22 protein-coding genes and 1 riboswitch are annotated in these 25115 nt (G+C 69.7%); of the genes, 6 read left to right on the top strand and 16 right to left on the bottom strand.

Annotation, left to right across the window (positions count from 1 at the left end; all coding sequences use genetic code 11):
- Window positions 1-9 precede the first annotated feature (9 nt).
- Together ACLVWQ_RS15055 and ACLVWQ_RS15050 are read right to left on the bottom strand one after the other, a co-directional pair.
- Window positions 10-1047, bottom strand: coding sequence for an EamA family transporter (locus ACLVWQ_RS15055; RefSeq protein WP_414109375.1), 1038 nt, complete (start codon window positions 1045-1047; stop codon window positions 10-12).
- Between the two features lie 96 nt (window positions 1048-1143).
- Window positions 1144-1698, bottom strand: a complete 555-nt coding sequence (locus ACLVWQ_RS15050; RefSeq protein WP_414109136.1) for a Clp protease N-terminal domain-containing protein — start codon at window positions 1696-1698, stop codon at window positions 1144-1146.
- A 323-nt stretch (window positions 1699-2021) separates the two neighbouring features.
- On the opposite strand from ACLVWQ_RS15050, the gene ACLVWQ_RS15045 reads away from it, so the two are divergent.
- Window positions 2022-2450 carry an SRPBCC family protein gene (locus ACLVWQ_RS15045; protein ID WP_414109135.1) on the top strand — a complete coding sequence of 143 codons (429 nt, stop codon included), beginning with the start codon at window positions 2022-2024 and terminating at the stop codon, window positions 2448-2450.
- A gap of 96 nt (window positions 2451-2546) precedes the next feature.
- On the opposite strand, the gene ACLVWQ_RS15040 is transcribed toward ACLVWQ_RS15045, so the two are convergent.
- Window positions 2547-3239, bottom strand: coding sequence for a PadR family transcriptional regulator (locus tag ACLVWQ_RS15040; protein ID WP_414109134.1), 693 nt, complete (start codon window positions 3237-3239; stop codon window positions 2547-2549).
- A 138-nt stretch (window positions 3240-3377) separates the two neighbouring features.
- Between ACLVWQ_RS15040 and ACLVWQ_RS15035 the strand changes: the two genes are divergently transcribed.
- Window positions 3378-4226: a PhzF family phenazine biosynthesis protein gene (locus tag ACLVWQ_RS15035; RefSeq protein ID WP_414109133.1), complete on the top strand. Its 849-nt coding sequence runs from the start codon at window positions 3378-3380 to the stop codon at window positions 4224-4226.
- Window positions 4227-4289: 63 nt separating this feature from the next.
- Here ACLVWQ_RS15035 and ACLVWQ_RS15030 read toward each other — a convergent pair whose 3' ends face one another.
- Entirely contained in the window at window positions 4290-5090 is an 801-nt protein-coding gene (locus ACLVWQ_RS15030) for a CPBP family intramembrane glutamic endopeptidase (protein ID WP_414109132.1), read from the bottom strand.
- Window positions 5091-5286: 196 nt separating this feature from the next.
- On the opposite strand from ACLVWQ_RS15030, the gene ACLVWQ_RS15025 reads away from it, so the two are divergent.
- The gene (locus ACLVWQ_RS15025; protein ID WP_414109130.1) at window positions 5287-7056 is read left to right on the top strand and encodes a substrate-binding domain-containing protein; all 1770 of its coding nucleotides are present in this window, start codon (window positions 5287-5289) and stop codon (window positions 7054-7056) included.
- 73 nt (window positions 7057-7129) lie between these two features.
- On the opposite strand, the gene ACLVWQ_RS15020 is transcribed toward ACLVWQ_RS15025, so the two are convergent.
- On the bottom strand, window positions 7130-8650 hold the full coding sequence (locus tag ACLVWQ_RS15020) for a glutamate--cysteine ligase (RefSeq protein WP_414109129.1): 1521 nt from the start codon (window positions 8648-8650) through the stop codon (window positions 7130-7132).
- 678 nt (window positions 8651-9328) lie between these two features.
- On the opposite strand from ACLVWQ_RS15020, the gene ACLVWQ_RS15015 reads away from it, so the two are divergent.
- Window positions 9329-9943 carry a hypothetical protein gene (locus ACLVWQ_RS15015; RefSeq protein ID WP_414109128.1) on the top strand — a complete coding sequence of 205 codons (615 nt, stop codon included), beginning with the start codon at window positions 9329-9331 and terminating at the stop codon, window positions 9941-9943.
- Between the two features lie 398 nt (window positions 9944-10341).
- Entirely contained in the window at window positions 10342-10545 is a 204-nt protein-coding gene (locus ACLVWQ_RS15010; protein ID WP_414109127.1) for a DUF5999 family protein, read from the top strand.
- A gap of 162 nt (window positions 10546-10707) precedes the next feature.
- Here the strand turns inward: ACLVWQ_RS15010 and gcvP are convergent, their stop codons facing one another.
- Window positions 10708-13593: an aminomethyl-transferring glycine dehydrogenase gene (gene gcvP, locus ACLVWQ_RS15005; protein ID WP_414109126.1), complete on the bottom strand. Its 2886-nt coding sequence runs from the start codon at window positions 13591-13593 to the stop codon at window positions 10708-10710.
- Between the two features lie 186 nt (window positions 13594-13779).
- Window positions 13780-13875, bottom strand: a riboswitch (glycine riboswitch).
- A 104-nt stretch (window positions 13876-13979) separates the two neighbouring features.
- On the opposite strand from gcvP, the gene ACLVWQ_RS15000 reads away from it, so the two are divergent.
- Window positions 13980-14354, top strand: coding sequence for a PRC-barrel domain-containing protein (locus ACLVWQ_RS15000; protein WP_414109125.1), 375 nt, complete (start codon window positions 13980-13982; stop codon window positions 14352-14354).
- Between the two features lie 352 nt (window positions 14355-14706).
- On the opposite strand, the gene ACLVWQ_RS14995 is transcribed toward ACLVWQ_RS15000, so the two are convergent.
- From ACLVWQ_RS14995 to ACLVWQ_RS14950, 10 genes are all read right to left on the bottom strand, one after another.
- Window positions 14707-16143 carry a DNA polymerase IV gene (locus ACLVWQ_RS14995; protein ID WP_414109124.1) on the bottom strand — a complete coding sequence of 479 codons (1437 nt, stop codon included), beginning with the start codon at window positions 16141-16143 and terminating at the stop codon, window positions 14707-14709.
- 80 nt (window positions 16144-16223) lie between these two features.
- Complete coding sequence (locus ACLVWQ_RS14990) at window positions 16224-16856, bottom strand: MerR family transcriptional regulator (RefSeq protein ID WP_414109122.1); 633 nt, start codon at window positions 16854-16856, stop codon at window positions 16224-16226.
- 223 nt (window positions 16857-17079) lie between these two features.
- Window positions 17080-17553, bottom strand: coding sequence for a bifunctional nuclease family protein (locus ACLVWQ_RS14985; protein ID WP_006123076.1), 474 nt, complete (start codon window positions 17551-17553; stop codon window positions 17080-17082).
- 85 nt (window positions 17554-17638) lie between these two features.
- Window positions 17639-18373 (bottom strand): MerR family transcriptional regulator, encoded by a 735-nt coding sequence (locus ACLVWQ_RS14980; protein ID WP_414109120.1) that lies wholly within the window; start codon window positions 18371-18373, stop codon window positions 17639-17641.
- 43 nt (window positions 18374-18416) lie between these two features.
- The gene (locus tag ACLVWQ_RS14975) at window positions 18417-19388 is read right to left on the bottom strand and encodes an FHA domain-containing protein (protein ID WP_414109119.1); all 972 of its coding nucleotides are present in this window, start codon (window positions 19386-19388) and stop codon (window positions 18417-18419) included.
- Window positions 19389-19449: 61 nt separating this feature from the next.
- Window positions 19450-20352 carry a DUF881 domain-containing protein gene (locus tag ACLVWQ_RS14970; RefSeq protein WP_414109118.1) on the bottom strand — a complete coding sequence of 301 codons (903 nt, stop codon included), beginning with the start codon at window positions 20350-20352 and terminating at the stop codon, window positions 19450-19452.
- 5 nt (window positions 20353-20357) lie between these two features.
- The gene (locus tag ACLVWQ_RS14965; RefSeq protein WP_003988855.1) at window positions 20358-20690 is read right to left on the bottom strand and encodes a small basic family protein; all 333 of its coding nucleotides are present in this window, start codon (window positions 20688-20690) and stop codon (window positions 20358-20360) included.
- Window positions 20687-21580, bottom strand: coding sequence for a DUF881 domain-containing protein (locus tag ACLVWQ_RS14960; protein ID WP_414109116.1), 894 nt, complete (start codon window positions 21578-21580; stop codon window positions 20687-20689). The genes ACLVWQ_RS14965 and ACLVWQ_RS14960 overlap by 4 nt, the downstream gene beginning before the upstream one ends.
- Window positions 21581-21681: 101 nt before the next feature.
- A complete protein-coding gene (locus tag ACLVWQ_RS14955) occupies window positions 21682-24177 on the bottom strand; it encodes a sugar phosphate nucleotidyltransferase (protein ID WP_414109115.1) in 2496 nt (831 codons plus the stop codon).
- Window positions 24178-24266: 89 nt separating this feature from the next.
- On the bottom strand, window positions 24267-24899 hold the full coding sequence (locus ACLVWQ_RS14950) for a CDP-alcohol phosphatidyltransferase family protein (protein ID WP_414109114.1): 633 nt from the start codon (window positions 24897-24899) through the stop codon (window positions 24267-24269).
- Window positions 24900-25115 lie beyond the last annotated feature (216 nt).

Here is a 25115-nt window from a genome sequence, read left to right as displayed (position 1 = left end):
CCCGCGGGCTCACGAGCTCTCCGCCCGGTGGTCCGTCCGGACGGCGGTTCCGCGCCCGGACAGCTCCCTCTCGGCGTCCGCCGCGCCACGGGCCACCGGCGTCGGCGAACCCTTCACCGGTGCGGACGTCTGCGCGATGAACGCCCCGCACAGCACCACCGCCCCGCCGATGATCTGGGGCGCCGAGAGGTGCTCCCCGAGCAGGACCCAGGCGAGCACGGTCGCGATGACCGCCTCCAGACACGCCACGACCCCGGCCACCTGGGGCGAGAGCCTGCGCACCGCCAGGACCCCGGTCACGTAGGCGACGACGGTCGCGATCAGCACGATCCAGCCCAGCAGCAGCGAGGCCGCGACGGACGTGCCGTCCAGGTCCGCGCCGCCCGCGAGGACCGACCAGTCCATGCCCCACGGCCGCGCCACGACCGTCAGGACGAGCACACCGACGAGCAGCCCGTACGCGACGACGCCGAGCGGGGCCGGCGCCTCCTCGCCCGCGTCGCCGCCCTGGTCGGACAGGACGAAGTAGCCGACCTGGCAGCAGGCAGCGCCGAGCGCGAGCAGCAGCCCGAGCAGATCGAAGCTCAGGCCCGTCCACACCTCGACGACACAGGCCAGACCACCGACGGCGAGGACCACTCCGAGGGCCGCGGCACGGGTGACGGCCCGGCGCTGCACGAACCGCACCCACCCGAGGACCAGCGCCGGCGCCAGATACTCGACGAGCAGCGCGACCCCGACGGGTATCCGGGAGATCGAGGCGAAGTAGCAGGCCTGGACCCCGGCGACGGCCAGCAGCCCGAAGCCGGCGAGCAGGGCGGGGCGCCGACGCACCAGGCTCCGGTGGCGTACGGCCAGCGGCAGCATGACCAGTGCGGCGCCCGCGACCCGCAGCCACACCACGTGCAGGGGGTCGAGACCCGCCTCGATCAACGGCTTGGCGGCGACGCCGGATCCCCCGAAGGCGACCGCCGAGCCGAGCGCGAGCCCGATGCCGATGCCTCTCCCGCCGGTTCCCTGACTGCTCTGTGACGTATGCACCGGCACATGATGACAGGCGACGACATGAGCGTCATCCTTGTTCACACCTGTCTCGACGACTGGACGGACCGCGCCCCGACGGCGCCGCGGGCCCGCGGTGCCTCAGGCCTCGACGCCCCGCTCCGCCGCCCCGTCCAGGCGCGCCAGCAGTTCCCGCACGTCGATCCCCGCGCGGCCCAGTACCTCCACGGCCCGCGCCTCGGGTTCGGCGGCGAGCGCGGCGAGCAGGTCCACCCCGTCCGCGTGCGGGTCGCCCCGCAGCGCGGCGCGCGCGTACGCGGCCGCCATGACGCCGGCCGCCACCGGCGACCAGCCCCCTTCGGTCGCGTCCACCGTCACGGTCGGCACGGCACCCGAGTCCTCGACGGAGCTCTGCCATCGGAGCCCGTAGCCGATGCTGCGCTGGACGAGGTAGCCGAGCAGCCGGGCGACCTGCGGACCGCTCTCGAAGGTCTCGCGCACCTCGGGGTCGGACTCCAGGAGCGTGTGCAGCAGATGAGCCGTGTCGATCTGCCGGTCCCCGTCCCGCAGGGCCCGTCTGCGCGCACCGGCGACCACCGCCGCCAGTTGCGCGCTGAGGTGGGCCTCGATGTCCGCGCCGCCGGGGCCGACCGGGCCGCTCTCGGCGGCCTGCTGATGGGGGATACGGTGTTGCACCCTCCCACCCCATCAGTCGCCCCCCACCCGGTCATCCTCGCGGGGAAGCATCTTCACGTCCGACACAGGTTGGGGGTCGGTGTCCGGCTCCTCCTCCTTACGGATGACATCGCGCCGTATCCGACTCAGGGGCGCGCACCGCAATCGCCCGGTACGCCTCACGCGTTCGCGCCCCTCAGATGCGCCTCCGATGCGCCTTCGATACGCCTCCGTCCCGGACTTCCTGACAGTTCATCAGTATTGAATATTCAGGCCACGGCGGCTACGTTCCGCGACACCGTAGCCAGCTGCGCCCCGCGCAGCGCCCGAGACGAGGGGGCCGCATGGCCGAAGTCAGCGCGGAAGCACGGATCGAGGCGCCCGCCGAGAAGGTCTGGGCGCAACTCACCGACTTCTCCTCGCACAGCGAGTGGAACTCCACCCACACCAGCTTCCCGAAGGGCGGCCCCGAGAACCTGGAGGTCGGGGGCACCTTCGAGGAGAACATGAAACTCATGGGTTTCCCCGCCGAGGTCACCTGGACCATCGAGGAGCTGGAGACGGCGCGTACGTTCGCGATCCGCGGCAAGGGCCCGATGTCCGTGACCGTCGCCACGCGCTACACACTGATCCCCGAGGGGGAGGCCACCACGGTCCGCATCGACGGCGAGTTCACCGGCGCCGCCGTCTCCCTGATGGCGGGCAAGCTGAAGGACTCGGCAACGGCGGCCCTCAACGAGTCCCTGCGCAAACTGGGCGGGCTGGTGACCTAGACGGAGCGACGCCCCGGGCAGAGACGAAGGAGGGTGCTTCGCGGTCGAAGCACCCTCCTCGTCGCACTCTCGCGGCCCGCTGGGCCACGTGAGCCATCAGTCCTCGTCGGCGAGGATCAGATACAGCTTCTTGCGCGTCTCGTTGACGAGGGACAGCGCCTTCTCGCGCTGCTCCTTGCTGCCGGTCTTCCAGACCTGCCCGAACGCCTCCATCAGACCGAAGCCGGCCTGCCGGATGTCACTCAGCGCCTCCCAGTCGACCCCGCGCCCCGCGTCCTCCCAGGGCGCATCCGGACCCTCCTCGGCCGCGGCGTCACCCGCTTCGGTCAGCGAGAACAGCTTCTTGCCGCCCTCGGTCGCGTTGCTGATCAGACCTTCGTCCTCCAGCAGTTGCAAGGTGGGGTACACCGAGCCGGGGCTGGGCTTCCACGCCCCGCCGCTACGCTCGGCGATCTCCTGGATCATCTCGTAGCCGTGCATGGGCCGGTCCTTGAGCAGGGCCAGGATCGACGCGCGTACGTCGCCGCGCCGCGCCCTGCCACGCGGTCCGCCACGGCCTCCGCGTCCACCCCAGGGACCCGGACCGAAGCCGGGACCGCCACCGGGACCCGGACCGCCGAAGCCGGGTCCGAAGGGCCCGAAGGCCGCGCGCAGCCCCTCGAAGGCACCCCTGTCAGGGCCACCGTGACCGCCGCGGCCGCCGCCGGGGCCACCCCGGCCTCGTCCGTGACCATGTCCGTGACCGGGGCCGAAGCCGCCCGGTCCGTATTCCTCTCCATGGGAACGCATCGCCATCACTCCATTCCATCGTTGATCTGTCGCGATGCGTCAACGATATATCGGAATAGCTCGCCTGACAAGACCCGAGTCCACCGACCCCGGATTGGCCTTGGCCCACGCCCCGGACCAGCGTCTACCGTCCGGGGCATGCGGATTCGTATCGTCGACGCCTTCACCGACCGCCCCTTCGCCGGCAACCCGGCCGGGGTCCTCCTCCTCGACGCCCCCACGGCCACCGCCGCGGACTCGACGTCCACGGCGGCCTTCCCGGACGACGCCTGGCTGCAGAACGTGGCCCTGGAGGTGAACCACGCCGAGACGGCGTTCGCCCACCGGCTCCCGGAGGGCGGCGAGGCCGACTGGGCGCTCCGCTGGTTCACGCCCGTCGCCGAGGTCGCGATGTGCGGCCACGCGACACTCGCCACCGCGCACGTGCTGGCCACCACCGGGGCCGCCCAGGGGCGCGTACGGTTCGCCACCAGGAGCGGCGTGCTCACCGCGACCGCGCTCGACGACGGCTCCATCACGATGGACTTCCCGACCGCCCCGCTCACCGCGGTCGACATCCCGCAGGGCGTCGCGCGGGCCCTGGGCGCCGAGCCGCTGACCACGTACGACACCGGCCCGAACATCGGCGACCTGCTCGTCGAACTCGCCGACGAGAAGAGCGTCCTGGACCTGGCCCCCGACCTCGTGTCCCTCGGCCGCTACTCCGAGCGCGGCATCATCGCCACGGCCCGCGCCGAAGACCCCTCCCGGGGCTACGACTTCGTCTCCCGCTGCTTCTTCCCGAACTACGGCATCGACGAGGACCCGGTCACCGGCAGCGCGCACACCGCCCTCGCGCCGTTCTGGTCGGAGCGCCTCGGGCGTACGGATCTCACCGGGCTCCAGGCCTCACGGCGTTCCGGCCGGGTCCGCACACGACTGCGCGGCGAGCGCACCCTGCTCTCCGGCCGCGCGGTCACCGTGATCGAGGGCGATCTCCTCGTGTGAGGAGCGACGCGCGCCGGGCGCGGCCCAGGACCGGGCGGCCCACGCGGACCGACACCGAGCGGCTCACGCGGTGGGCAGCCACCCCACCTTGCCCGCCAGCAGCGCGTATCCCACGAACGCCCCGATGTCGAGCAGCGAGTGGGCGACCACCAGCGGCCCGATCCGGCCCCAGCGGCGGTACAGGAAGGCGAAGACCACGCCCATCACCATGTTGCCGACGAACCCGCCGATGCCCTGGTAGAGGTGGTACGAGCCGCGCAGCACCGAACTGGCCACCAGGGCCGTGAGCGGTGTCCAGCCCAACTGGCCGAGCCTGCGCAGCAGATACCCGACGACGATGACCTCCTCCAGGACCGAGTTCTGGAGCGCGGAGAGGATCAGCACCGGGTACTTCCACCACACCTCGGGCAGCGCCTCGGGCACCACGGTGAGGTTGAACCCGAGCCCGCGGGCCGCCAGGTAGAAGGCGATGCCCGAGCTGCCGATGACCGCGGCGATGCCGGCGCCCCGGGCGAGATCGAACCAGGGGCGCGTACGGTCGAATCCCAGCGTGCGCAGCCCCTTGCCCTCACGGAGCAGGAAGTGCGCGACGAGTGCGACCGGCACCAGCGCGGACGCGATACCGAACAGCTGCCATGCCAGATCGAGCCAGGGACGGCCCGGGGCGGCCGAGGCGTTGAGCGTGGCCGCCTGGTCCTTCAGCCCTCCCGGCCTGGTGACCGAGCCGACAAAGCTGATCAGCGCGGAGACCCCGCTCGCCCCGAGCGAGACCCCCAGCACGAGCAGCGTCTCGTCACGGAGGACGCGCCGCGCGGGCCGATCCTCGGGTACAGAATCAACTACCGGCCCCTGCCCCACCTGCACTCAAGCCTCCAGTTGCGTAATCCCGCCTCATCCCCATCTTCGCCCCGCTAGGGTCTCGAAAGGAGCTACGAAGATCGTGTGCGACAAGCCGTCGGGGGACGGACACCATGGGGGCGCACCCCCCTGAGTGTCATACCATTCGGCCCTTTCACGACTTCAACGGCTTCAGGCCCGATCAGGGAGGGGTACCACCGTCATGGGACGTCACAGCTTGCCCGACGGGTTGCGCAGGGGCGGCACCGCCCCCCGGTCATCCACACGGCGCCGCAACGTGGCGCTCGCGACGGCCCTCGTGCTCGCCGTCGCGGGCGGCACCGCCGCCGCGGTCGACGGTGGCCTGCTCTCCTTCGGCTCGTCCTGCTGGGACAGCCCCGTAAGGCTGAGAATCGCCGCCGCTCCCGGCATCGCACCCGCACTCAAGGACGCGGCCGACTACGCCCGGAACAACGACGTGACGTCCGACGGCAGTTGCCTCGACGTCCGGGTCTCCGCCCAGGAGACCTACAAGGTCACGGACGCCCTGCGGTCGAAGAGCAAGGGCGCGACCGAGTTCGAGGCCTGGGTGCCGGACTCCAGCGTGTGGGTCAACCGTGTCCTGGCGGACAACCAGTCGCTCTCCGTGACGCCCGCGGGCAATGTCGCCTCCTCACCCGTCGGTGTCGCCATGATCCCCACGGCCGCGAAGTCCCTCGGGTGGCCCAAGAAGACCTATTCGTGGACCGATCTGGCCGGCGCGACCATGGCCGACGACCGCCTGAAACTCGGTGCGGGCGACCCCTCGCGCAGCGCCACGGGCCTGCTCGCCCTGACCCAGCTGGCCCAGACGGCAGGCAGGTCGAAGGGCGGCGACACGCTCGCGGCGGCCACCGCGAAGGCCCTCTCACAGCGCGCCTCCGACAGCGACAGCCAGGTCCTGGACACCCTGCCGCGCGACCTCTCCGGCACCGAGCAGGGCAACCCGAAGCGCAACCAGGCACTGATCCTCTCCGAGCAGGCGGCGTTCGCGTACAACGCGTCGGCGGACAGCGGCGACGAACTCGACCTCTTCTACCCCAAGGACGGCGCGCCCCGCCTGGACCATCCGTTCGTGCTGGTCGACGAGCCCACACTCACCACGGACGAGAGCCGGGCCGCGCTGCGGTTCATGACCCTCCTCGGCGAGCCCCAGGGACGCAGGATCCTGGAGAAGCGCGGCTTCCGTACGGACGAGGACGAGGTCCCGGCCGACATGGTGGCCGGAGCCGGCGGCCGCGCCCCGCAGCCGTACAAGGAGGTCCCGGAGAAGCCGGCCACGGACAAGGAGGTCGAGGAGGCCCTCGGCCTGTGGACGATCACGGTGCAGAGCGCCCGTCTCACCACCGTCGTCGACGCCTCGTCGTCCATGTCGGACCCGGTGCCGGGCACCAGCGAGTCCCGGATGGACGTGACCAAGGCGGCGCTGCTCCAGGCCCTGGCCACCTTCACCCCGGAGGACGAGATCGGGCTGTGGAAGTTCTCCCGGAAGATCGACGGCAAGCGCGACTACCGCGTCCTCGTCCCGACCGACCGGCTCGGTGACCAGGTCGGCGGCGCCACCCAGCGGGACCGGCTGTCGGCGGCCTTCAGTGACCTCAAGCCGGTCAAGGACGGCTCGACCGGCCTGTACGACACCACACTGGCCGCGTACAAGGCCGCCACGGCCTCCTACACCAAGGGCAAGTTCAACGCGGTGGTCCTGCTCACCGACGGGGTGAACCAGGACGCCGGAAGCATCTCGCTCACCGAGCTGATCTCCGAACTCCGCGCGGCCACCGACCCGGAGCGCCCCGTGCCCCTGATAGCGATCGCCGTGGGCCCGGACGCCGACAAGAAGGAACTCAACAAGATCGCCGAGGCGACCGGCGGCTCGGGACACCTGGTCACCGACCCGTCCCAGATCCACTCGGTGATACTGAAGGCCGTCGTGCAGGCGGGCAACAAGAGCTGATCCCCCGCTGCTCCGCCCGTCACCCCGGCCCCACCGCGCGTCACGCCGTGTCATGTCATGCATGTACGTCATGTCACGTCAGCGGAACGGCCGGTTCAGGCAGTCCGACCGGCCAGGTGTGCACCGGTTCGCCGAGGTGCATCAGCTCGCTGTACCGCTTCGTCGTGGCGGCCAGCGCGGCATCCCTGCCCAGGCCGCCCGCCAGCGCCTTGTGGAACGTACGGGACTGCCAGGAGGCACCGTTGACCCCCCGCTTGCACCGCTCCTCGATCACACCGAGGTAGAGGTCCCGGTCGGCGGGCTCGACGCCCCACGCGTCCAGCCCCGACGCCGCGAGCGGCAGGAGTTCGTCCAGCACCAGCTGCGCCGCCGGCACCCGCGCGGTTCCGCCGTACCTGCCGCGCCGCGGCCACTCCAGCTGCGCGTCGATGCCGTGCCGGCAGGCCTCGTCGAAGTTGGCCTCCGCCGCCTCGAAGGGCAGCCGCGTCCAGACAGGCCGCGCCTCCGCCGCGAGGGCGCGTACGAGCCCGTAGTAGAACGCCGCGTTGGCCACGACGTCGATCACGGTGGGGCCCGCGGGCAGCACGCGGTTCTCCACGCGCAGATGCGGTACGCCGTCGTCGATGCCGTACACCGGGCGGTTCCAGCGGTAGACGGTGCCGTTGTGGAGCACGAGCTCGGCGAGCCGCGGTGTGCCGCCCTCGTCGAGGACCCGCAGCGGATCCTCCTCGTCGCGGATGGGCAACAGGGGAGGGAAGAAGCGCAGGTTCTCCTCGAAGAGGTCGTACGCCGAGGAGATCCACCGCTCGCCGAACCAGGTCCGCGGCCGTACGCCCTGCGCCTGGAGCTCGGGCGAACGGGTGTCGGTGGACTGCGTGAACAGCGGGGGCCTGGACTCTCGCCACAGCTCACGGCCGAAGAGGAACGGCGAGTTGGCGCCCACCGCGATCTGCGCCGCGGCCGCCACCTGCGCGCCGTTCCACACGTCGGCGAACCGGTCGGGGGTGACCTGGAGGTGCAACTGCACAGAGGTACAGGCCGCTTCGGGCGCGATCGACGCCGAGGTGCAGTTGAGCCGCTCCACGCCGTCGATGTCCAGCGTGAAGTCCTCGCCGCGGGCCGCGACGATCTGGTCGTTGAGCAGCGTGTAGCGGTCGCCGTCGGAAAGGTTCGCGGAGACCAGGTCGTCGCGGGCGAGAGTCGGCAGAATGCCGATCATCACGATTCCGGCGTCCACCTCGTTCGCCTTGCGGTGGGCGTACGCGAGAGAGGTGCGCAGCTCCTCGGCCAGCCGGTCGAATACCCGGCCCTCCAGCCGATGGGGAGCAATGTTGACTTCCAGATTGAACATGGCGAGTTCTGTTTGGAAATCACGGCTCGCGATGCGTTCGAGTACTTGCGCATTCATCATTCTCGGTGTGCCGTCGGGACCTGCCAGATTCAGCTCGATCTCCAGACCCATGAGATTCCTGGGACGGTCGAACTGCTTCTCCGCGAGAAGCCGTCCCAGTCCCTCCAGACACTGCTGGAGCTTTTCTCGGTACCGTCGGCGGTCGGACAGACCGATCGTCCCCGCCACGACCTTCTCCCCCATCGAAGCTTCCCTCCTCGACTGGGCAGCCCGAAGAACCGGCCGCTGGTGTCCCGGTCACGGGGGATGATGCCCAGGCATTGTGATCGATAACGCCCCGGACCTGCCTCCGGGCCACTACTCTGAAGTCAGTTTTCTGCGGGCACATTCATCAGGCATGGTGCACGACGTTTTCTCGGCGGCCCACTCTGTCGTGAAAAACGCCGACGAGAACCGGCCGTCCACTTCGGCGGAATACACCGAGGTCATCGACGAGTACCCCCGGAGAACCAGGATCAAACGCACGTAACGGCGACCTGATAGCCCCTTGCCCTCACCATGCGGAACGGCTAGGCGAAACACCACCTGAACACGTGTCGTATAAACTCCGCTGACGAGGCAGAGAGTTGGCGCTCGCGACCACAGGACCTGTCGTCGAAGTGACGTCGTCCGTCCGAAGGGCAGGCCGCGCGGCGTCCGGTGCGTGCGTTCGCAAAGGCGCCGGAGGGAACCACGTAGCGGAAATCGGAGCTACCGGACCTTCCGGGACAGTTCGGCGAGCACGCGTACCGGGCATCACGCGGCAGGCGTCCCTTGGGCAGCAGGTCCCGCACCCCCGCCCCCTTTGACCCCGAGAGCTGACAACGCCGTCCGCCCCCGCCCCGCGCCACCATGCCTGTCGAATGAGAGAGGCGACCCATCATGCCGCTGCACGTCCCTCCGGCTCCCGCACCCGCATTGCGCACCGTCCTCACGGCCCTCGGTTCCCCCACCGCCGTCCGTGAAGCACGTACCCCGTCCCTGCGCGACACCCAGGGACCCCTCACGGCCGAACTCCCCCTGCCCGTCCATGTGCTCGACCGAATCACCCCGGCGGGCACCTCGGCCACCCGGCTCGCCGGATGGCGCTTCCTGGTCCGCTGCCACGAACGTGCCGTGGCGGCCGCGGAGACCAGGCTGACCCCCGACGGCTGGGCCTTCTCCCACTTCTTCGAGGGCCCGTACGTCACCGCGACCGAGCGTGCCCTGCGCCAGGCGGAGACGATGCCGGGGTCGTACCAGCCACGTCTGCTCTCCGTACCCGAGCTCTACATGCTCACGCTCTGGCTGCACGGGGACGTCACCGTGGACGGCGCCGAGGGCTCCCTCGCCGCCACCGACCTGCTGGTGCCGCTGGCGCCCGCGCCGCCGGGCATCGCCGCGCACCGCCCGCACCGCGTGGCCGAACTGCTGCCCGTCCTGACCCACCGCCTCACCCCGACGCCCAGCCCGACGTCCACACCGGCGTCCACACCGCTGCTCGGCTCACCCGCCTGAGCGCACCCCTCAGCTCTCCGTGCCCCACGGCCACCACCCCGGCCGCGGGGCACATCTCTGCGCGGGGGTGCTGGGGAGGGTGTGGGGAGGGCGTCGCGTGGAGTGACGCGGGGCGGACTCAGCGCACTCCCGGCCCGGACGGACTAGTCCCATCCGGCCATTCCGAACCACCCGAAGGGACAACCCAGTTGGGCTGAACCGTCCGCACGGGTGATGCGTCATCAACCTGTGAGGAGCGCTGCCGCCAAATCCCTGCGGATCGGCGGCCGTAGGGCAACACTGGGTTCCGGACCATCTGACAAACGGGGGAACGGGGGGCGGCTATGAATACCAGTTCGAGCCGCAGGACACACACGACATCGATCACCGACCTCACACCGAAGCGAAAGATCCCATCAATGTGCCAGCACCAGCCACCGTGCCCGACAGCCGACTCCGCCGACCGGGAGGCAGCGCTCCTCGTGGCGCACCACCCGGAGCAGGGATGGAGCCTGCTGTGCAACGGCGTCCTGCTCTTCGAGGACACCGGTGAGCTTCTGCCGGACGGACGGATCATCGATCCACACCGGTCTCCGGCGCTGGACGTGATGACCGCCGCCTGAGCACGACGGGGCGTCGCGGGCGGCTGAGCAGGCCGTCCGGGGGGCAAGAGGATCAAGAGGGGCCGGCCCGGGAAACACTCCCGAACCGGCCCCGACGCGTGTCCGGGAGCGACTACTCTCCGTGGGCGTCCACTCCTCGTACGCGTCCGCTCCTCGCGGCGCCTAATCCTCGTAGGCGTCCAGCGGCGGGCAGGAACAGACCAGGTTCCGGTCGCCGTACGCCTGGTCGATGCGCCGCACCGGCGGCCAGTACTTGTCGGCCGCCGAGACCCCCGCAGGGAAGACGGCCTCCTCGCGGCTGTACGCGTGCTCCCACGCGCCGCCGAGCGCGGCCGCCGTGTGCGGGGCGTTGCGCAGCGGGTTGTCGTCCGCCGCCCACGCGCCCGAGCCGACCTTCTCGATCTCCGCGCGGATGGCGATCATCGCCTCGCAGAACCGGTCGAGTTCGGTGAGGTCCTCGCTCTCGGTGGGCTCGATCATCAGCGTGCCTGCCACCGGGAACGACATGGTCGGCGCGTGGAACCCGTAGTCGATGAGCCGCTTGGCGACGTCGTCGACACTCACGCCGGTCGCCTTGGTCAGCGGCCGCAGATCGATGATGCACTCGTGCGCCACCAGGCCGCCGGGACCCGTGTAGAGGACCGGGTAGTGCGGTTCGAGACGCTTGGCCACGTAGTTGGCGCTGAGGACGGCGACCTGCGTGGCCCGCTTGAGCCCCTCACCGCCCATGAGACGGACGTACGCCCAGGAGATCGGCAGGATGCCCGCGGAGCCCCAGGGAGCCGCTGAGACCGGCCCCACGCCCGTCTCGGGGCCCGCTGCGGGCTGCAGCGGGTGGTTGGGCAGGTAGGGCGCCAGGTGGGCGCGCACGCCGACCGGGCCGACGCCGGGGCCACCGCCGCCGTGCGGGATGCAGAACGTCTTGTGCAGGTTGAGGTGCGAGACGTCGCCGCCGAAATGTCCGGGCTTGGCAAGCCCGACGAGCGCGTTGAGGTTGGCGCCGTCCACGTAGACCTGGCCGCCCGCCTCGTGCACCTGCGCGCAGATGCCGGCGACGTGCTCCTCGAACACCCCGTGCGTCGAGGGGTACGTGATCATCAGTACGGACAGTTCGTCGCGGTGCCGCTCGATCTTGGCACGCAGGTCCTCGACGTCGATCTCGCCGTCCTCGGCGGTCTTCACGACGACGACCTTCATGCCGGCCATCACGGCGCTGGCCGCGTTCGTGCCGTGCGCGGAGGACGGGATGAGGCAGACGGTGCGCTGCTCGTCGCCGTTCGCCCGGTGGTAGCCGCGGACGGCCAGCAGGCCGGCCAGCTCGCCCTGCGAGCCGGCGTTGGGCTGGAGCGAGACGTTGTCGTAGCCCGTGACCTCGGCGAGCCGCTCCTCCAGCTCACGGATGAGCGTAAGGTAGCCCTGCGCCTGTTCCGCGGGCGCGAAGGGGTGCAGCTGTCCGAACTCCGGCCAGGTGACCGGCTCCATCTCGGTGGTCGCGTTGAGCTTCATGGTGCACGAGCCGAGCGGGATCATGCCCCGGTCGAGCGCGTAGTCGCGGTCCGCGAGGCGGCGCAGGTAGCGCAGCATCGCGGTCTCCGAGCGGTACTGGTGGAAGACCGGGTGCGTGAGGTACTCGTCGGTGCGCAGCAGCGGGTCCGGCAGCGTGTCCTGCGCCGTGGTGTCCAGCGCGGCCACGTCGCCGTCGACCCCGAACGCCGACCAGACGGCGCCCAGCTGGGCCCGGGTGGTCGTCTCGTCGCAGGAGAGGGACAGGTGGTCCGCGTCCACAAGGTGGAGGTTGACCCCGCCCCGGCGGGCGGCCTCCAGCGTCTCGGCGGCCCGGCCCGGCACCCGCACGGTGAGGGTGTCGAAGTACGCCTCGTGGACGACCTCGACACCGCCCGCCCGCAGCCCCGCGGCGAGGATCGTGGCGTAGCGATGGGTGCGCCGTGCGATGGACCTGAGCCCCTGGGGTCCGTGGTAGACGGCGTACATCCCGGCCATCACGGCGAGCAGCACCTGGGCCGTACAGATGTTGCTGGTCGCCTTCTCCCGGCGGATGTGCTGCTCACGCGTCTGCAGGGCGAGCCGGTACGCCTTGTTGCCGTCGGCGTCGACCGAGACGCCGACGAGCCGTCCGGGCAGGCTGCGCGCGAACTTCTCCCGTACGGCCATGTATCCGGCGTGCGGTCCGCCGAAGCCCATCGGCACGCCGAAGCGCTGGGTCGTACCGACGGCGATGTCGGCGCCCAGCTCACCGGGCGAGGTGAGCAGCGTCAGGGCGAGCAGATCGGCGGCGACGGTGACGATCGCGCCCAGCTCGTGCGCCTGCTCGACGACGGGCGCGAGGTCCCGTACGGCACCGGAGGCGCCGGGGTACTGGAGGAGGACGCCGTTGATCTCGCGCTCGGCGAGCTCGGCGGGGACGCCGTCGCTCAGGTCGGCGACGACGACCTCGACACCGGTGGGTTCGGCACGGGTCCGGATCACGGCGACGGTCTGCGGCATGGTGTCCGCGTCGATGAGGAAGAGGCCCTTCTTGTTCTTCCCCATGCGCCGCGACAGCGCCATCGCCTCGGCGGCCGCGGTGCTCTCGTCGAGCAGCGAGGCACCGGAGGTCGGCAGACCGGTCAGGTCGGCCACCATGGTCTGGAAGTTCAGCAGGGCCTCGAGCCGCCCCTGCGAGATCTCCGGCTGGTAGGGCGTGTACGCGGTGTACCAGGCCGGGCTCTCCATCACGTTGCGCAGGATGACGGGCGGGGTGAACGTCCCGTAGTAGCCGAGCCCGATCATGGAGTCCAGCACCTGGTTGCGGTCCGCGAGGGAGCGCAGTTCGGCCAGCACCTCGGCCTCGGTGCGCGCGTCCGGCAGTGCCAGCGCCTCGGCGTTCTTGATCACATCCGGCACGGCGGTGGCCGTCAGCTCGTCCAGCGAGCCGTACCCCACCTGCGCGAGCATCTTGGCGCGGGCCTCGGAGTCGGGCCCGATGTGGCGCTGCTCGAACGGGATTCCCTGTTCGAGCTCGGAGAGCGGAGTGCGTTGGGTGGTCATTGCGGGAGGCCTCCTGGTCTGACGACCTTCGAGGGGCACCACGATGTGGGTGCCCGAACGGCCTCCCCCTCTGTCATCTCGACCTGAGAGCTTCACCGGCTCGCCGTGAAGGCGCTCCGGCTTTCACCGTCGGTGAGAGCGGAAGCCGTCAAAAAGCTCGAACACCGCTCTGCTTTCCAGAGTGACCTCGTCCGTGCGGTACGTGTGCCTGAGAGATTCCGGGGAGGATTTGCTCCTTCGGCGCCTCCGATGAAGCCTGGAGGACTCTCCCGCACGGGGTCAGCAGCCGTTGCCCAGCCTACCAGCGGGGTTCCCTCGAGTGGCCGCCCTCCTCAAAGTGCTCTTTCGTAGTGCTTACGGATGAGTTGCGAGCAGCTGGAGGGCCCGTGCAGACCGACATCGATCCGCGCAACCTGATAGGCCGCAAGGCGTTCGATCGCAACGGCACGAGGATCGGCACCGTCGACGAGGTCTATCTCGACGACGCGACCGGCGTACCGGAGTGGGCGGCCATCCGCACCGGCCTGTTCAGCCGGGACGCCTTCGTCCCCCTGGACCCCAGCGAACTGGTCGGCGGATCGCTGCGCATCCCGTTCGAACGGTCCCTGATCAAGGACGCCCCGGACTTCGGCGTGGGCCGCCACCTCTCCCCCGAACAGGAACTCCAGCTCTACCACCACTACGGCCTGGACACCTCCCGCCCCCCACCGTTCCCAGACCGAGACTTCGGCCACCTGGCAGGCCAGGAAAACCCTCCCTGACCAGGAAGACAGCCCCCGCCACAGCCGCATCGGGAGGACGGCGAACGACGCAATCCCGCAGGGCCGCGGGGACGGCACAGTCCTCTGGGGCCGCGGGAAACGGCTCAATCCTTCAGGGGTCGCAGGCAACGGCGCAGTCCTTCAGGGGTCGCAGGCAACGGCGCAGTCCTTCAGGGGTCGCAGGCAACGGCGCAGTCCTTCAGGAGCGCGGGGAACGGCGCAAGCCTTTAGGGGCGCGGGGAACGGCGCAATCTTTTAGGGGCGCGGGGAACTGCGCGACCAGCCACAACGCACCCGCACGCACAACCACACCCCAGCCCCCACACCCCCACCCAGACCGAGCCCCACCCCTCTACTCCTCCCCAAGCGCCGCAGGCCCCCGCACGGGCGACACCAACGGCAACGGCTCCGCCCCCTCCAACGCAGGATCATCAACCCGAAACGTCTTCACCCGCCCCGGCCCCGAGTCAGGCGTCTCGAACCGCACAGTCACCCGCCCCAGCCCACTCCCCTGCACCCACCCGTGCCCGAACTCGCTGTGCCGAACGTCATGCCCCGCCCGCCACTGCCGCTCCACCACGGGCTCCGCCACCGGCTCCTCAGCCACCACGCCCTCAACCACCCCCTGCCCACCGACACCGGTACCAGCACCGACGCCGCTACCAACACCGGCACCGGCACCGGCCTGCTCCAACTCCACCTCCCCCGCCGCACCAACCCGCGCCTGCGCGAAGAGATCCTCCTGCGTGTAGTCGGCCAGCCCCGAAACCCCCACCCCCAGCAGCCGCACACCCCCCGTGGTGTCCACGGACTCCAGCAGCCGCGCAGCCGCCTCCCGCACCACCGCGGGGTCGTCCGTGGGCCCCCGAAGCGTCTCGGAACGCGTCAGCGTGGAGAAGTCGTACCGCCGCACCTTCAGCACGATGGTCCGCCCCGACAGATGCGCGCCCCGCAACCGCTGGACACACCGGTCGGCCAGCCGCTGCACCTCCATCCGCACCCGCACCCGCTCATGGATGTCCACGTCGTACGTGTCCTCGACGGACACCGACTTGGTGTCCCGCTCGGCCACCACGGGCCGCTCGTCGCGGGCCAGCGCCATGGCGTACAGCGCGACTCCATGGGCCTTGCCCAGAAGCCGTACGAGCTCGTCCTCGCCGGCCTCCGCGATCTCCCCGACCGTGCTGATCCCGCCCCGCCGCAGATGGTCCCCCGTGGCGGGCCCCACACCCGGCAGGATCCGCACCGGCATGGGAGCCAGCAGCTCCCGCTCGGTGCCCGGCTCTATCAGTACGAGCCCGTCGGGCTTGGCCTGCTCGGAGGCGATCTTCGCGAGCATCTTGGAGGCCGCGAGCCCCACGGATCCGGTCAGCCCCGTGACGGCCCGGATGTCCGCGCGCAACTTCCCCGCGGTCAGCCGCGCCGACGTCTCGTCCCAGGCGGTCCGCCCGGCCTCCAGGTCCACGAACGCCTCGTCCAGGCTCAGCGGCTCCACCAGCGGCGACAGCTCCCTCAGGAGCCCCATCACCTGCTCGCTGATCTCCCGGTAGAGCCCGAAGCGCGGTACGAGGTAGGCCGCGTTCGGCGCGAGGCGGCGGGCCTGGGCCATCGGCATCGCCGAATGCACCCCGAAGACCCGTGCCTCGTACGAACAGGTGGAGACCACGCCCCGCGGTCCCAGGCCGCCCACGATGACCGCTTTCCCGCGCAGGCTCGGCTTGGACGCCTGCTCCGCCGAGGCGAAGAAGGCATCCATGTCGAGATGCAGGATCGTGGGCGCGGTTCTCACAGGTCCGATGCTGCCCTACGCCACTGACAATGCCAGGGCGGCCGGCTCGGACGGCCGGTGCGGCGCCGCGTGCGCCAGGCTCAGACGGCCCGGTTGCGGCGCCTCGCCAGCTCGTCCGCGGGGTTGGGTCGGACCAGGGTCTCGCCCGTGTCGACCCGCTCCCCGTGCAGCTGCGAGAGCGCTCTCTCCACGTCCCGCCAGACCACGCCCACGGCGATGCCGAAGATGCCCTGGCCGCCCTGGAGCAGGGCGTGGACCTCGTCGGGCGAGGAGCACTCGTAGACGGTGGCTCCGTCGCTCATCAGCGTCATCCGCTCCAGATCGCGGAATCCACGCTCTGTGAGGTGCTGGACCGTGGTGCGGATGTTCTGCAGCGAGACCCCCGTGTCGAGGAACCGCTTGACGATCTTCAGGACGACCACGTCACGGAAGCTGTAGAGCCGCTGCGTCCCCGACCCGTGGGCGGGCCGCACGCTCGGCTCGACCAGTCCGGTCCGGGCCCAGTAGTCCAACTGCCGATAGGTGATCCCCGCGGCCGCACACGCCGTGGGACCGCGATACCCGATCTCGTCGGACGCCACCTCGCCGTCCCCCGGCACCGCCTTCGGCCGCTGTACGTGATCGGCCGCGCTGCTCTGAAGCGGGTACGGGCCGCTCTCCCCCAGACCGTGTCCGGGAGCACCCCCAGCCGTACCGTCGCCGCTGCTTCTCACGCCGACCTCCGTCCTTGACCTGCCTTCTCGACGGTAGGCAGTCACCAGGGGCGCGTCAACGATCGCCACACTCGGCACGCCGGGTGATAATCACCCTAAGAGTGGTTTCTCGTGCCCCACCGCGGGGAAAGGCTAGCCGAATGCCCTCGGGGCGGTCGTCGCACGGCCTGTCGTCCGCCGGTCCCAGAGGGTCACCGACCGGTTTATCACACCGTCACTACCGTCACTGGCTGTTGGTCCCGAAGTCCTCCGGCGAGATCTGGTCGAGGAACTCGCGGAACTTCTCCACTTCGTCCTCCTGCTCGTCCGGGATCGCGATGCCCGCGTCGTCCAGGACCCCGTCACTGCCGTAGATGGGCGTCCCGGTGCGCAGTGCCAGCGCTATGGCGTCGGACGGCCGGGCACTGACCTCCACTCCGCTGGCGAACACCAGCTCCGCGTAGAAGACACCCTCCCGCAGATCCGTGATGCGCACTTCGGTCAGCTCCTGGCCGACCGCCTCCAGCACGTCCTTGAACAGGTCGTGGGTCAGCGGTCGCGCGGGAGCCATGCCCTGCTGCGCGAAGGCGATCGCGGTCGCCTCCCCCGGTCCGATCCAGATGGGGAGGTAACGGTCGCCTCCCACTTCACGCAGGAGCACGATCGGTTGGTTGGAGGGCATTTCGACCCGGACACCTACGACGTCGAGCTCGTTCACACAGCAACCCTAGGCCGTGCCCGGCACCTTTGGGTAGTCGAGCACGGATTGGGTGCCCTATCCCACGCTCGGCGCGAGCCGCCGGTCAGGGCAGCCGCACCCCGAGCGCGGACTGCACGAGGGCCGCGTGCAGCTTCACCGCGAGTCCCGCCAGCTCCTTGGTGCGCGCCTGGGCGTGTGCCCTGGTCTGCGGGTTGCGATGGAGCCTCAGAGGTGCCACGACCTGGTCCACGAGCCCGGCCTCACGGTCGGCGGCGGCCTTCACGGCACGCAGATGGCGCGGCTCGATCCCGAACCGCCCCAGTTCCAGGACGAGTCCGGCCACGGTCACCGCCTCGGCGTCGTACACACCGTCCAGCACTGGAGTGATGAGCCCGTACGACTCCCACTCGTCGAGCTCCTGCTCACCGATCTCGGCGGCGGCCAGCAGCTCGGCCCGCCCGATCCTGGCCACCGTGGGCCCCTCGGGCTCGCTCAGGACCTCCCCGTCACGCTGACGGCCCACGGAAGGCTGTGGCACCGCCTCACCGCGCCCCATGGCGTCCAGGTGCTCCCGGATCACCTTCAGCGGCAGATAGTGGTCCCGCTGCATCCTCAGGACGTGACCGAGGCGCACGACGTCGTCCGCGCTGAACTTTCGGTACCCCGACGGGGTCCGCTGCGGCTCGATGAGCCCCTCGGACTCCAGGAAACGGATCTTGGAGACGGTCACCTCGGGGAACTCGTCACGCAGCACGTTCAACACGGTGCCGATGCTCATCAGCCCGCTGTCCGTGGCGGCGGCGCCGTGTCCGGCACCGCCGCTCGGTGTTCGCAGCATGGACCTTCCCTGGGGGTCTCCCCGGACAAAGTCTGGGGGAGGGTCAGATGCCCCGCTGGCTCGCGTAGAAGACCAGTCGGTACTTGCCGATCTGCACCTCGTCACCGTTCGACAGGGGGACCCGGTCGATCCGCTCGCGGTTGACGTACGTGCCGTTGAGGCTGCCGACGTCCGCCACCGTGAACGAGCCGTCGGGCTCCCGGCGGAACTCCACGTGGCGGCGCGACACGGTCACGTCGTCCAGGAAGATGTCGCTCTGCGGATGACGGCCGGCCGTGGTCAGCTCGCCGTCCAGCAGGAAGCGGCTGCCCGAGTTGGGCCCCCGCCGCACCACCAGGAGCGCCGAGCCGAGCGGCAGGGCGTCGACGGCGGCCTGTGCCTCGGGAGACAGCATCGGCATCTGCGTCTGGCCGGTGGCCTCGGCGTCATAGGCCTCGAGACCGGAGATGGAGATCGTCGAGGTGGTCTCCGACGGACGCTCCGGGGTCGCTCCGGCTCGCAACGGCGCACCGCAGTTCGAGCAGAAACGGCTCGCTTCCGCGTTGCGATTACCGCACCTCGTACACACCAGGGCCGACATGGACGGATCCTCCTGCCGCGGCTGCCCCGCCGGGGTATTGGACGCGTACGGGTCGGAGCCGAAACCTCCACCCGCACCTGAGGCTGACGGATCTCCGAAACCTATGCGTCCCGACTGGGCAGGGTCAACAGACGGCGCGCCCTGACCACCGGAAATGTCGCCGCCCGGTCCACCGACCTCGTCCCGGAACAGCGGGCGGTCCTCCTGCCCCTCGGCCTCCGAGGGGCGCGGTGCACGATGCCGGGCAGTGGCGTTGTCGCTGCCCTCTCGTGCGCTCTTGCCGAACAACTTCGCAAACAACTTCACGGGCGATTCCCCTTGACCGAAACAGACCCGCCCGTGGGGCAGGACGAACCCTGATTGCACACACCGGCCGAGCCGGACACCCTCACAACGTCCGTATCCACCAGACAGTTTCCACCACGCACCACCCATTCGGTGCGTCGACCCCCCGCAACCTCATGCCCTCGAGGAGCGGGCCCCAAGCGCCCCCGGTTCACCGGGAGGACGACCGAGCGTAGTCAGGCCTCTTCGCCGGTCGCAAGGCGTCCACGACGATCTTGTCCGAGCGCGCCACCGTGACAGTGGCCTGCTCCTTCTCCAAAGTCTGCACCACTCCGCCTGGGATGTTGAGCGCCGGTTCCAGGTCCTGGGACTTCCCGATGACCTTGAAACGATACGGGGAGCTGATCTTGTTCCCGTCCACGGCGACTCCGCCGCCCGCGTCCGTCAGATAGGTGCCCGCGACAATCCGTACACCATTGACCTGGATCGCCTCGGCGCCGGCCGCGCGCAGCTCCTGGATCGCGTCGAGCATCATGTCCGCCTCGACCGTCCCCTTCTCGTCGTCGATCTCCAGCGTGATGCCGGGGCCCTGCGCCGCCACGGTGCCCGCCAGAATGCCGAGTTGCTTCTCCTTCTCGACAGTCTGCTTGCGGGCCTCCTCGGCCTGGTCCGAGCTGTTCTCCAGCTCGGTGCGCTGGTCCTCGAGCCCCTGCTTCTCCTCTTCCAGACGCTGTGTGCGGTCATCCAGTTCATCGAGGATGCGTACGAGATCCTCCTGGCGGGCGCCGCGCAGGGCACCGTCGCTGTCGCTGTTGGACGCCACCTGGACGGCCAGTCCGAAGCCGAGCCCGAACAGCAGGAGCGCGACGATGAGCTGCGCACGTGACACGCGTGGTGGCCACAGGCCGTTGACCAAGCGCTGCCGGCCGGTGAGGCCCGCCGCCCCGGCCTGTCCGGACCCGGCCTGCGTCGTCCCGGGTTCCGCAACCGTCTCCGGATCCTGGGCCTGGGCCTGGGCCTGGCTCTGGTGCCGGGCCTGGGCCGACACCTCTTGGGGCAGTTCCCTGCGCAGGGGACTTCTGGGGGCGTCCGGCGTCTCGTCCTCGCTGTTCATCGGCCTCACGCCCGGAAGACGTGCCGACGGATCGCCGCGGCGTTGGAGAAGATGCGGATACCGAGGACGACCACGACGCCCGTGGAGAGCTGGGCGCCGACGCCCAGCTTGTCGCCCAGGAAGACGATCAGGGCGGCCACCACGACGTTGGACAGGAACGACACCACGAAGACCTTGTCGTCGAAGATGCCGTCGAGCATCGCCCGCAGCCCTCCGAACACGGCGTCGAGCGCCGCCACGACGGCGATCGGGAGATAGGGCTCGACCACCGCCGGAACCTCGGGCCGGACCAACAATCCAGCCACGACTCCCACGACGAGGCCCAGTACGGCGATCACGATGTGCCTTTCTCTGTTCTCGGTTCTGCTGTTCGTACGATCACACTCGGTGCCGCGGGCAGCCGGACCTCGTCCTCGACGGAGATGCTGGTCCTGATCCCGAAGTTCTCCTGCAGCGCGTGCAGATAGAGGCCGTCACCGCTGTTCTGGAACTTGCTGCTCAGCCGGCTCCCGTCCCCCACGGCCAACACCGTGTACGGGGGCACCAGCGGCTTGTTGTCGACCAGTATCGCGTCACCCGCGGCCCTGATCGCGGACAGGGCCGTCAGCCGCTGTCCGTTGATCGTGACGGCCTCCGCGCCCGACTCCCACAGCCCGTTGACCACGCGCTGCATGTCCCGGTCGCGCACGCGCCCGTTGTCGGAGAAACCCGACGTCTCGCGCGCGTCCCCGTCACCACCGTGGTCGGCTTCCTTCGCGTCGTCGACGACGAGCTTCACGCCGGGGCCGTGCACTTCGACGGCGCCGGACAGGATGCCCACCAGCTCACCCTGATCACCGCCGTGCTTCTTCAACGCCTCACGCTGACGCGCGCCCACGTCGTCACGGAGCTTGTCGATGCCGTCCTCAAGGCCCTCGGCCGCCGACGTCTCGCTGTCGATGCGGTCGATGAGTTCCTCGCGCTCCTTGGCGACGCCCGGGGCCGCTATCCGCGCCTGCGCCGCGCCCACGGTCACCACGAGCGCCGCGAGCACCAGACCGGCCGCCAGACCCAGCTTCGCGCGCAGTGTCCTGGGCATCCCGCCCGAGCCTTCGGCCTTCTTCCGGGCGGCCGCCTCGGCATAGCCCTCGTCGAGGCTGTGGTCCATGACGTTGGTGAGCAGCGACATGGACGCGTCCGGGCGCGAAGGGCGCGTAGGCGTGCTCCGAACGGCGGGCTGCTGCGGCATGCCGCACATCGTCGCACGTCGCGGCCAGTACCTCCGAATGGCCCCACCGACGTGCCGGACAGGCCCTCTTGAGGGCACCGTCCGGCACGCGCGCGTGCGGCTCAGCGACCGGCGCTGTCCACCACCGACGACCACTCGTCGAGCAGTGCCTGCGCCGACGCGTCGTCGGGCCCCTCGGCCCACAGATGGGTGACTGCCTCCGCCGGATCGGGAAGGACCATCACCCAGCGTCCGTCGGTCTCCACGACCCGGACACCGTCGGTCGTGTCCACGAAGCGGTCTCCGGCCGCCTCCACGACCCGGCGCATCACAAGCCCCTTGACCGCCCAGGGAGTCGCGAGATCGCGCTTGAGGACGTGCGCCCGCGGAATCCGCGCGTCGATCTGACTGAGCGTGAGCTGTGCCCGCGCCACCAGGCCGATGAGCCGGACGAACGCCGCCGAACCGTCGAACACGCTGCTGAACTCCGGCACGATGAACCCACCGCGCCCGTCACCGCCGAAGATCGTCGACTCCTCGCGCCCGACGCGCGTCAGATCGTCCGGAGACGTCGTCGTCCAGTCGACCTGAGTCCCGTGGTACGCCGCCACCTGCTCGGCGATCCTCGTGGTGGTCACCGGCAACGCCACACGCCCGCTGCGCCGTTCCGCGGCCACCAGGTCGAGCATGACGAGCAGCGCCCGGTCGTCCTCGATGATCCGGCCCTTCTCGTCGACGAGCGACAGCCGCTCGCCGACCGGGTCGAACCGCACTCCGAACGCGGCACGCGCGGAGGCCACGATCTCGCCGAGCCGCACCATCCCGGACCGCCGGGTGTCCACCGTCTCCGTGGGCCGCGACTCGTCGAGTCCCGGGTTGATGGTCAGCGAATCGACCCCGAGCTTGCCCAGCAGGCTGGGCAGCACCAGTCCGGCACTGCCGTTCGAGGCGTCCACGACCACCTTGAGCCCGGACTCGGCGATCCCGGTCGTGTCGACGTTCCTGAGCAGGGATCCGGTGTACGAGTCGAAGACGCTGGCCGGGAAGTGCAGGTCCCCGATCTCACCGGGGAACGCACGCCGGTACTCCTGCCGCGCGAACACCCGGTCGAGCTTGCGCTGGCTGCCCTGCGAGAGATCCGCGCCGCGGCCGTCGAAGAACATGATGTCCACCGAGTCGGGAACCCCGGGTGTCGTACGAATCATGATCCCGCCGGCGCTGCCCCGCGCGGTCTGCTGCCGGGCCACCGGCAGCGGTACGTTCTCCAGGTCGCGCACGTCCATGGCGCTGGCCTGCAGAGCGGAGATGACCGCCCTCTTGAGCGCGCGGGCGCCTCGGGAGTGGTCGCGGGCCGTGGTGACGGTGGAGCCCTTCTTGAGCGTGGTCGCGTACGCCCCCGCCAGGCGCACCGCCAGCTCGGGCGTGATCTCCACGTTCAGGATCCCGGACACCCCACGGGCCCCGAAGAGATGGGCCTGCCCCCTGGACTCCCAGATGACCGACGTGTTGACGAACGCGCCGGCCTCGATGGTCTTGAACGGATACACCCGGACGTTGCCCTGAACGATCGATTCTTCACCGACCAGGCACTCGTCCCCGATGACGGCGCCGTCCTCGATACGAGCGGCCCGCATGATGTCGGTGTTCTTCCCGATGACACAGCCACGCAGATTGCTGTGCTGGCCGATATACACGTTGTCGTGCAGTACGGCCTTGTGCAGGAACGCCCCGGACTTGACGACGACGTTGGAGCCCACGACGGTGTGCTCACGGATTTCGACGTCGGCCTCGACCTTGGCGTAGTCCCCGATGTAGAGCGGCCCGCGCAGCACCGCGTCGGGGTGGACCTCGGCGCCCTCGGCGACCCAGACTCCGGGCGATATCTCGAAGCCGTCCAGCTCGACGTCGACCTTGCCCTCCAGGACGTCGGCCTGCGCCTTCACATAGCTCTCGTGGGTACCGACGTCCTCCCAGTACCCCTCGGCGACATAGCCGTAGATCGGCTTGCCTTCCTTCATGAGCTGAGGGAAGACGTCGCCGGACCAGTCGACGGATACGTCGGCCTCGACATAGTCGAAGACTTCGGGCTCCATGACGTAGATGCCCGTATTCACGGTGTCGGAGAAAACCTGGCCCCAGGTCGGCTTCTCGAGAAAGCGCTCGACCTTGCCTTCGTCGTCCACGATGGTGATGCCGAATTCCAGCGGATTGGGGACCCTGGTCAAGCAGACGGTGACCAGCCCTCCCTTTTCCTTGTGGAAATTGATCAGATCGGTGAGATCGAAGTCGGTCAGAGCATCACCGGAGATGACCAGGAAGGTGTCGTCCTTGAGCGCCTCCTCGGCGTTCTTGACACTGCCGGCAGTACCGAGTGGCTTCTCCTCGTTGGCATAGGTGAGCTCCATACCGAGCTCTTCACCGTCACCGAAGTAGTTCTTGACCAGCGAGGCCAGGAACTGGACGGTGACGACGGTTTCATTGAGCCCATGCCGCTTGAGCAGCCGTAGCACGTGCTCCATGATCGGGCGATTGGCCACGGGCAGGAGCGGCTTGGGCATGCTTGAGGTCATGGGGCGAAGGCGTGTGCCTTCACCTCCGGCCATCACGACGGCCTTCATGTCGGAAGCGTCCTCCTTGAAGAGACGGTCTAGCCGACTTCACCCGTCAGATTGTCCCGCACATTCTCGTCGCGGGCCATCAGAGACCTCTACGGCCGCCCATTGGGGTGGCTCAGTCGGCCATGGTCGTCCGCACGAACAAGGCGGCGGACCTGTACCACGTAGAGGATCCCTGCCCACCAATACAGAGTTGTACCCCATCCGGCGAACGCCCATCCGAAAATAGCACCGAGTGACGCAAGCCACCCACTTCCGTCACTGAGCAGCAGCAACGGGAAGGCGTACATCAAGTTGAACGTGGCGGCCTTCCCGAGGAAGTTCACCTGGGGCGGTGGATAGCCGTGCCGTCTGAGGACGCCCACCATCACGAGCAGAACCAGCTCCCGCGCCAGCAGGACGGCGGTCAGCCACAGTGGCAGAATCTCGCGCCAGGTGAGCCCGAGAAGGGTCGACAGAATGTAGAGCCGGTCGGCCGCGGGATCCAGGAGCCGGCCGAGGCTGCTGATCTGGTTCCAGAGCCGGGCGAGCTTGCCGTCCAGGTAATCGGTGACACCGCTCAACATGAGCACCAGAAGTGCCCAGCCGTCGCTGTTGGGGCCACCGAACTCCGGCCTGAGGATCAGCCACAGGAACAGCGGTACGCCGGCGAGGCGCGCCATGCTGAGGATGTTCGGGATGGTGAGGACCCGGTCTGTCTGGACGCGGGTCTCCTGGACCTCCACCCGGGGGCCTCCTGATGGGAACGGGCCGACGTTGCCCCCTGACCCTACCCTCAGGCATCTGCCCGCATCGCGGAGGGGTTCCGGTGGCCCTCCGGGAAAACAAAAAAAGCTCCGGCCCTCGGACTTTCGTCCGAGAGCCGGAGCTCTAAAAGAAGTTCAGCGGCGTCCTACTCTCCCACAGGGTCCCCCCTGCAGTACCATCGGCGCTGTAAGGCT

This window comes from Streptomyces sp. CWNU-52B, assembly GCF_047444975.1.
Classification (GTDB): Bacteria; Actinomycetota; Actinomycetes; order Streptomycetales; family Streptomycetaceae; genus Streptomyces.
Note: the sequence above shows the minus strand (reverse complement) of the source record. Positions and strands in the feature narration are given on the sequence as shown.

Coding starts and splice junctions, on each gene's coding strand:
- ACLVWQ_RS15015 (WP_414109128.1), top strand. CDS start 9,329: ATGCCGCTGCACGTCCCTCCGGCTCCCGCACCCGCATTGCGCACCGTC.
- ACLVWQ_RS15025 (WP_414109130.1), top strand. CDS start 5,287: ATGGGACGTCACAGCTTGCCCGACGGGTTGCGCAGGGGCGGCACCGCC.
- gcvP (WP_414109126.1), bottom strand. CDS start 13,593: ATGACCACCCAACGCACTCCGCTCTCCGAGCTCGAACAGGGAATCCCG.
- ACLVWQ_RS14970 (WP_414109118.1), bottom strand. CDS start 20,352: ATGAACAGCGAGGACGAGACGCCGGACGCCCCCAGAAGTCCCCTGCGC.
- ACLVWQ_RS14960 (WP_414109116.1), bottom strand. CDS start 21,580: ATGCCGCAGCAGCCCGCCGTTCGGAGCACGCCTACGCGCCCTTCGCGC.
- ACLVWQ_RS15040 (WP_414109134.1), bottom strand. CDS start 3,239: ATGCGTTCCCATGGAGAGGAATACGGACCGGGCGGCTTCGGCCCCGGT.
- ACLVWQ_RS15010 (WP_414109127.1), top strand. CDS start 10,342: ATGTGCCAGCACCAGCCACCGTGCCCGACAGCCGACTCCGCCGACCGG.
- ACLVWQ_RS14955 (WP_414109115.1), bottom strand. CDS start 24,177: ATGAAGGCCGTCGTGATGGCCGGAGGTGAAGGCACACGCCTTCGCCCC.
- ACLVWQ_RS15035 (WP_414109133.1), top strand. CDS start 3,378: ATGCGGATTCGTATCGTCGACGCCTTCACCGACCGCCCCTTCGCCGGC.
- ACLVWQ_RS15020 (WP_414109129.1), bottom strand. CDS start 8,650: ATGGGGGAGAAGGTCGTGGCGGGGACGATCGGTCTGTCCGACCGCCGA.
- ACLVWQ_RS15045 (WP_414109135.1), top strand. CDS start 2,022: ATGGCCGAAGTCAGCGCGGAAGCACGGATCGAGGCGCCCGCCGAGAAG.
- ACLVWQ_RS14980 (WP_414109120.1), bottom strand. CDS start 18,373: ATGCTGCGAACACCGAGCGGCGGTGCCGGACACGGCGCCGCCGCCACG.
- ACLVWQ_RS14975 (WP_414109119.1), bottom strand. CDS start 19,388: ATGGGTGGTGCGTGGTGGAAACTGTCTGGTGGATACGGACGTTGTGAG.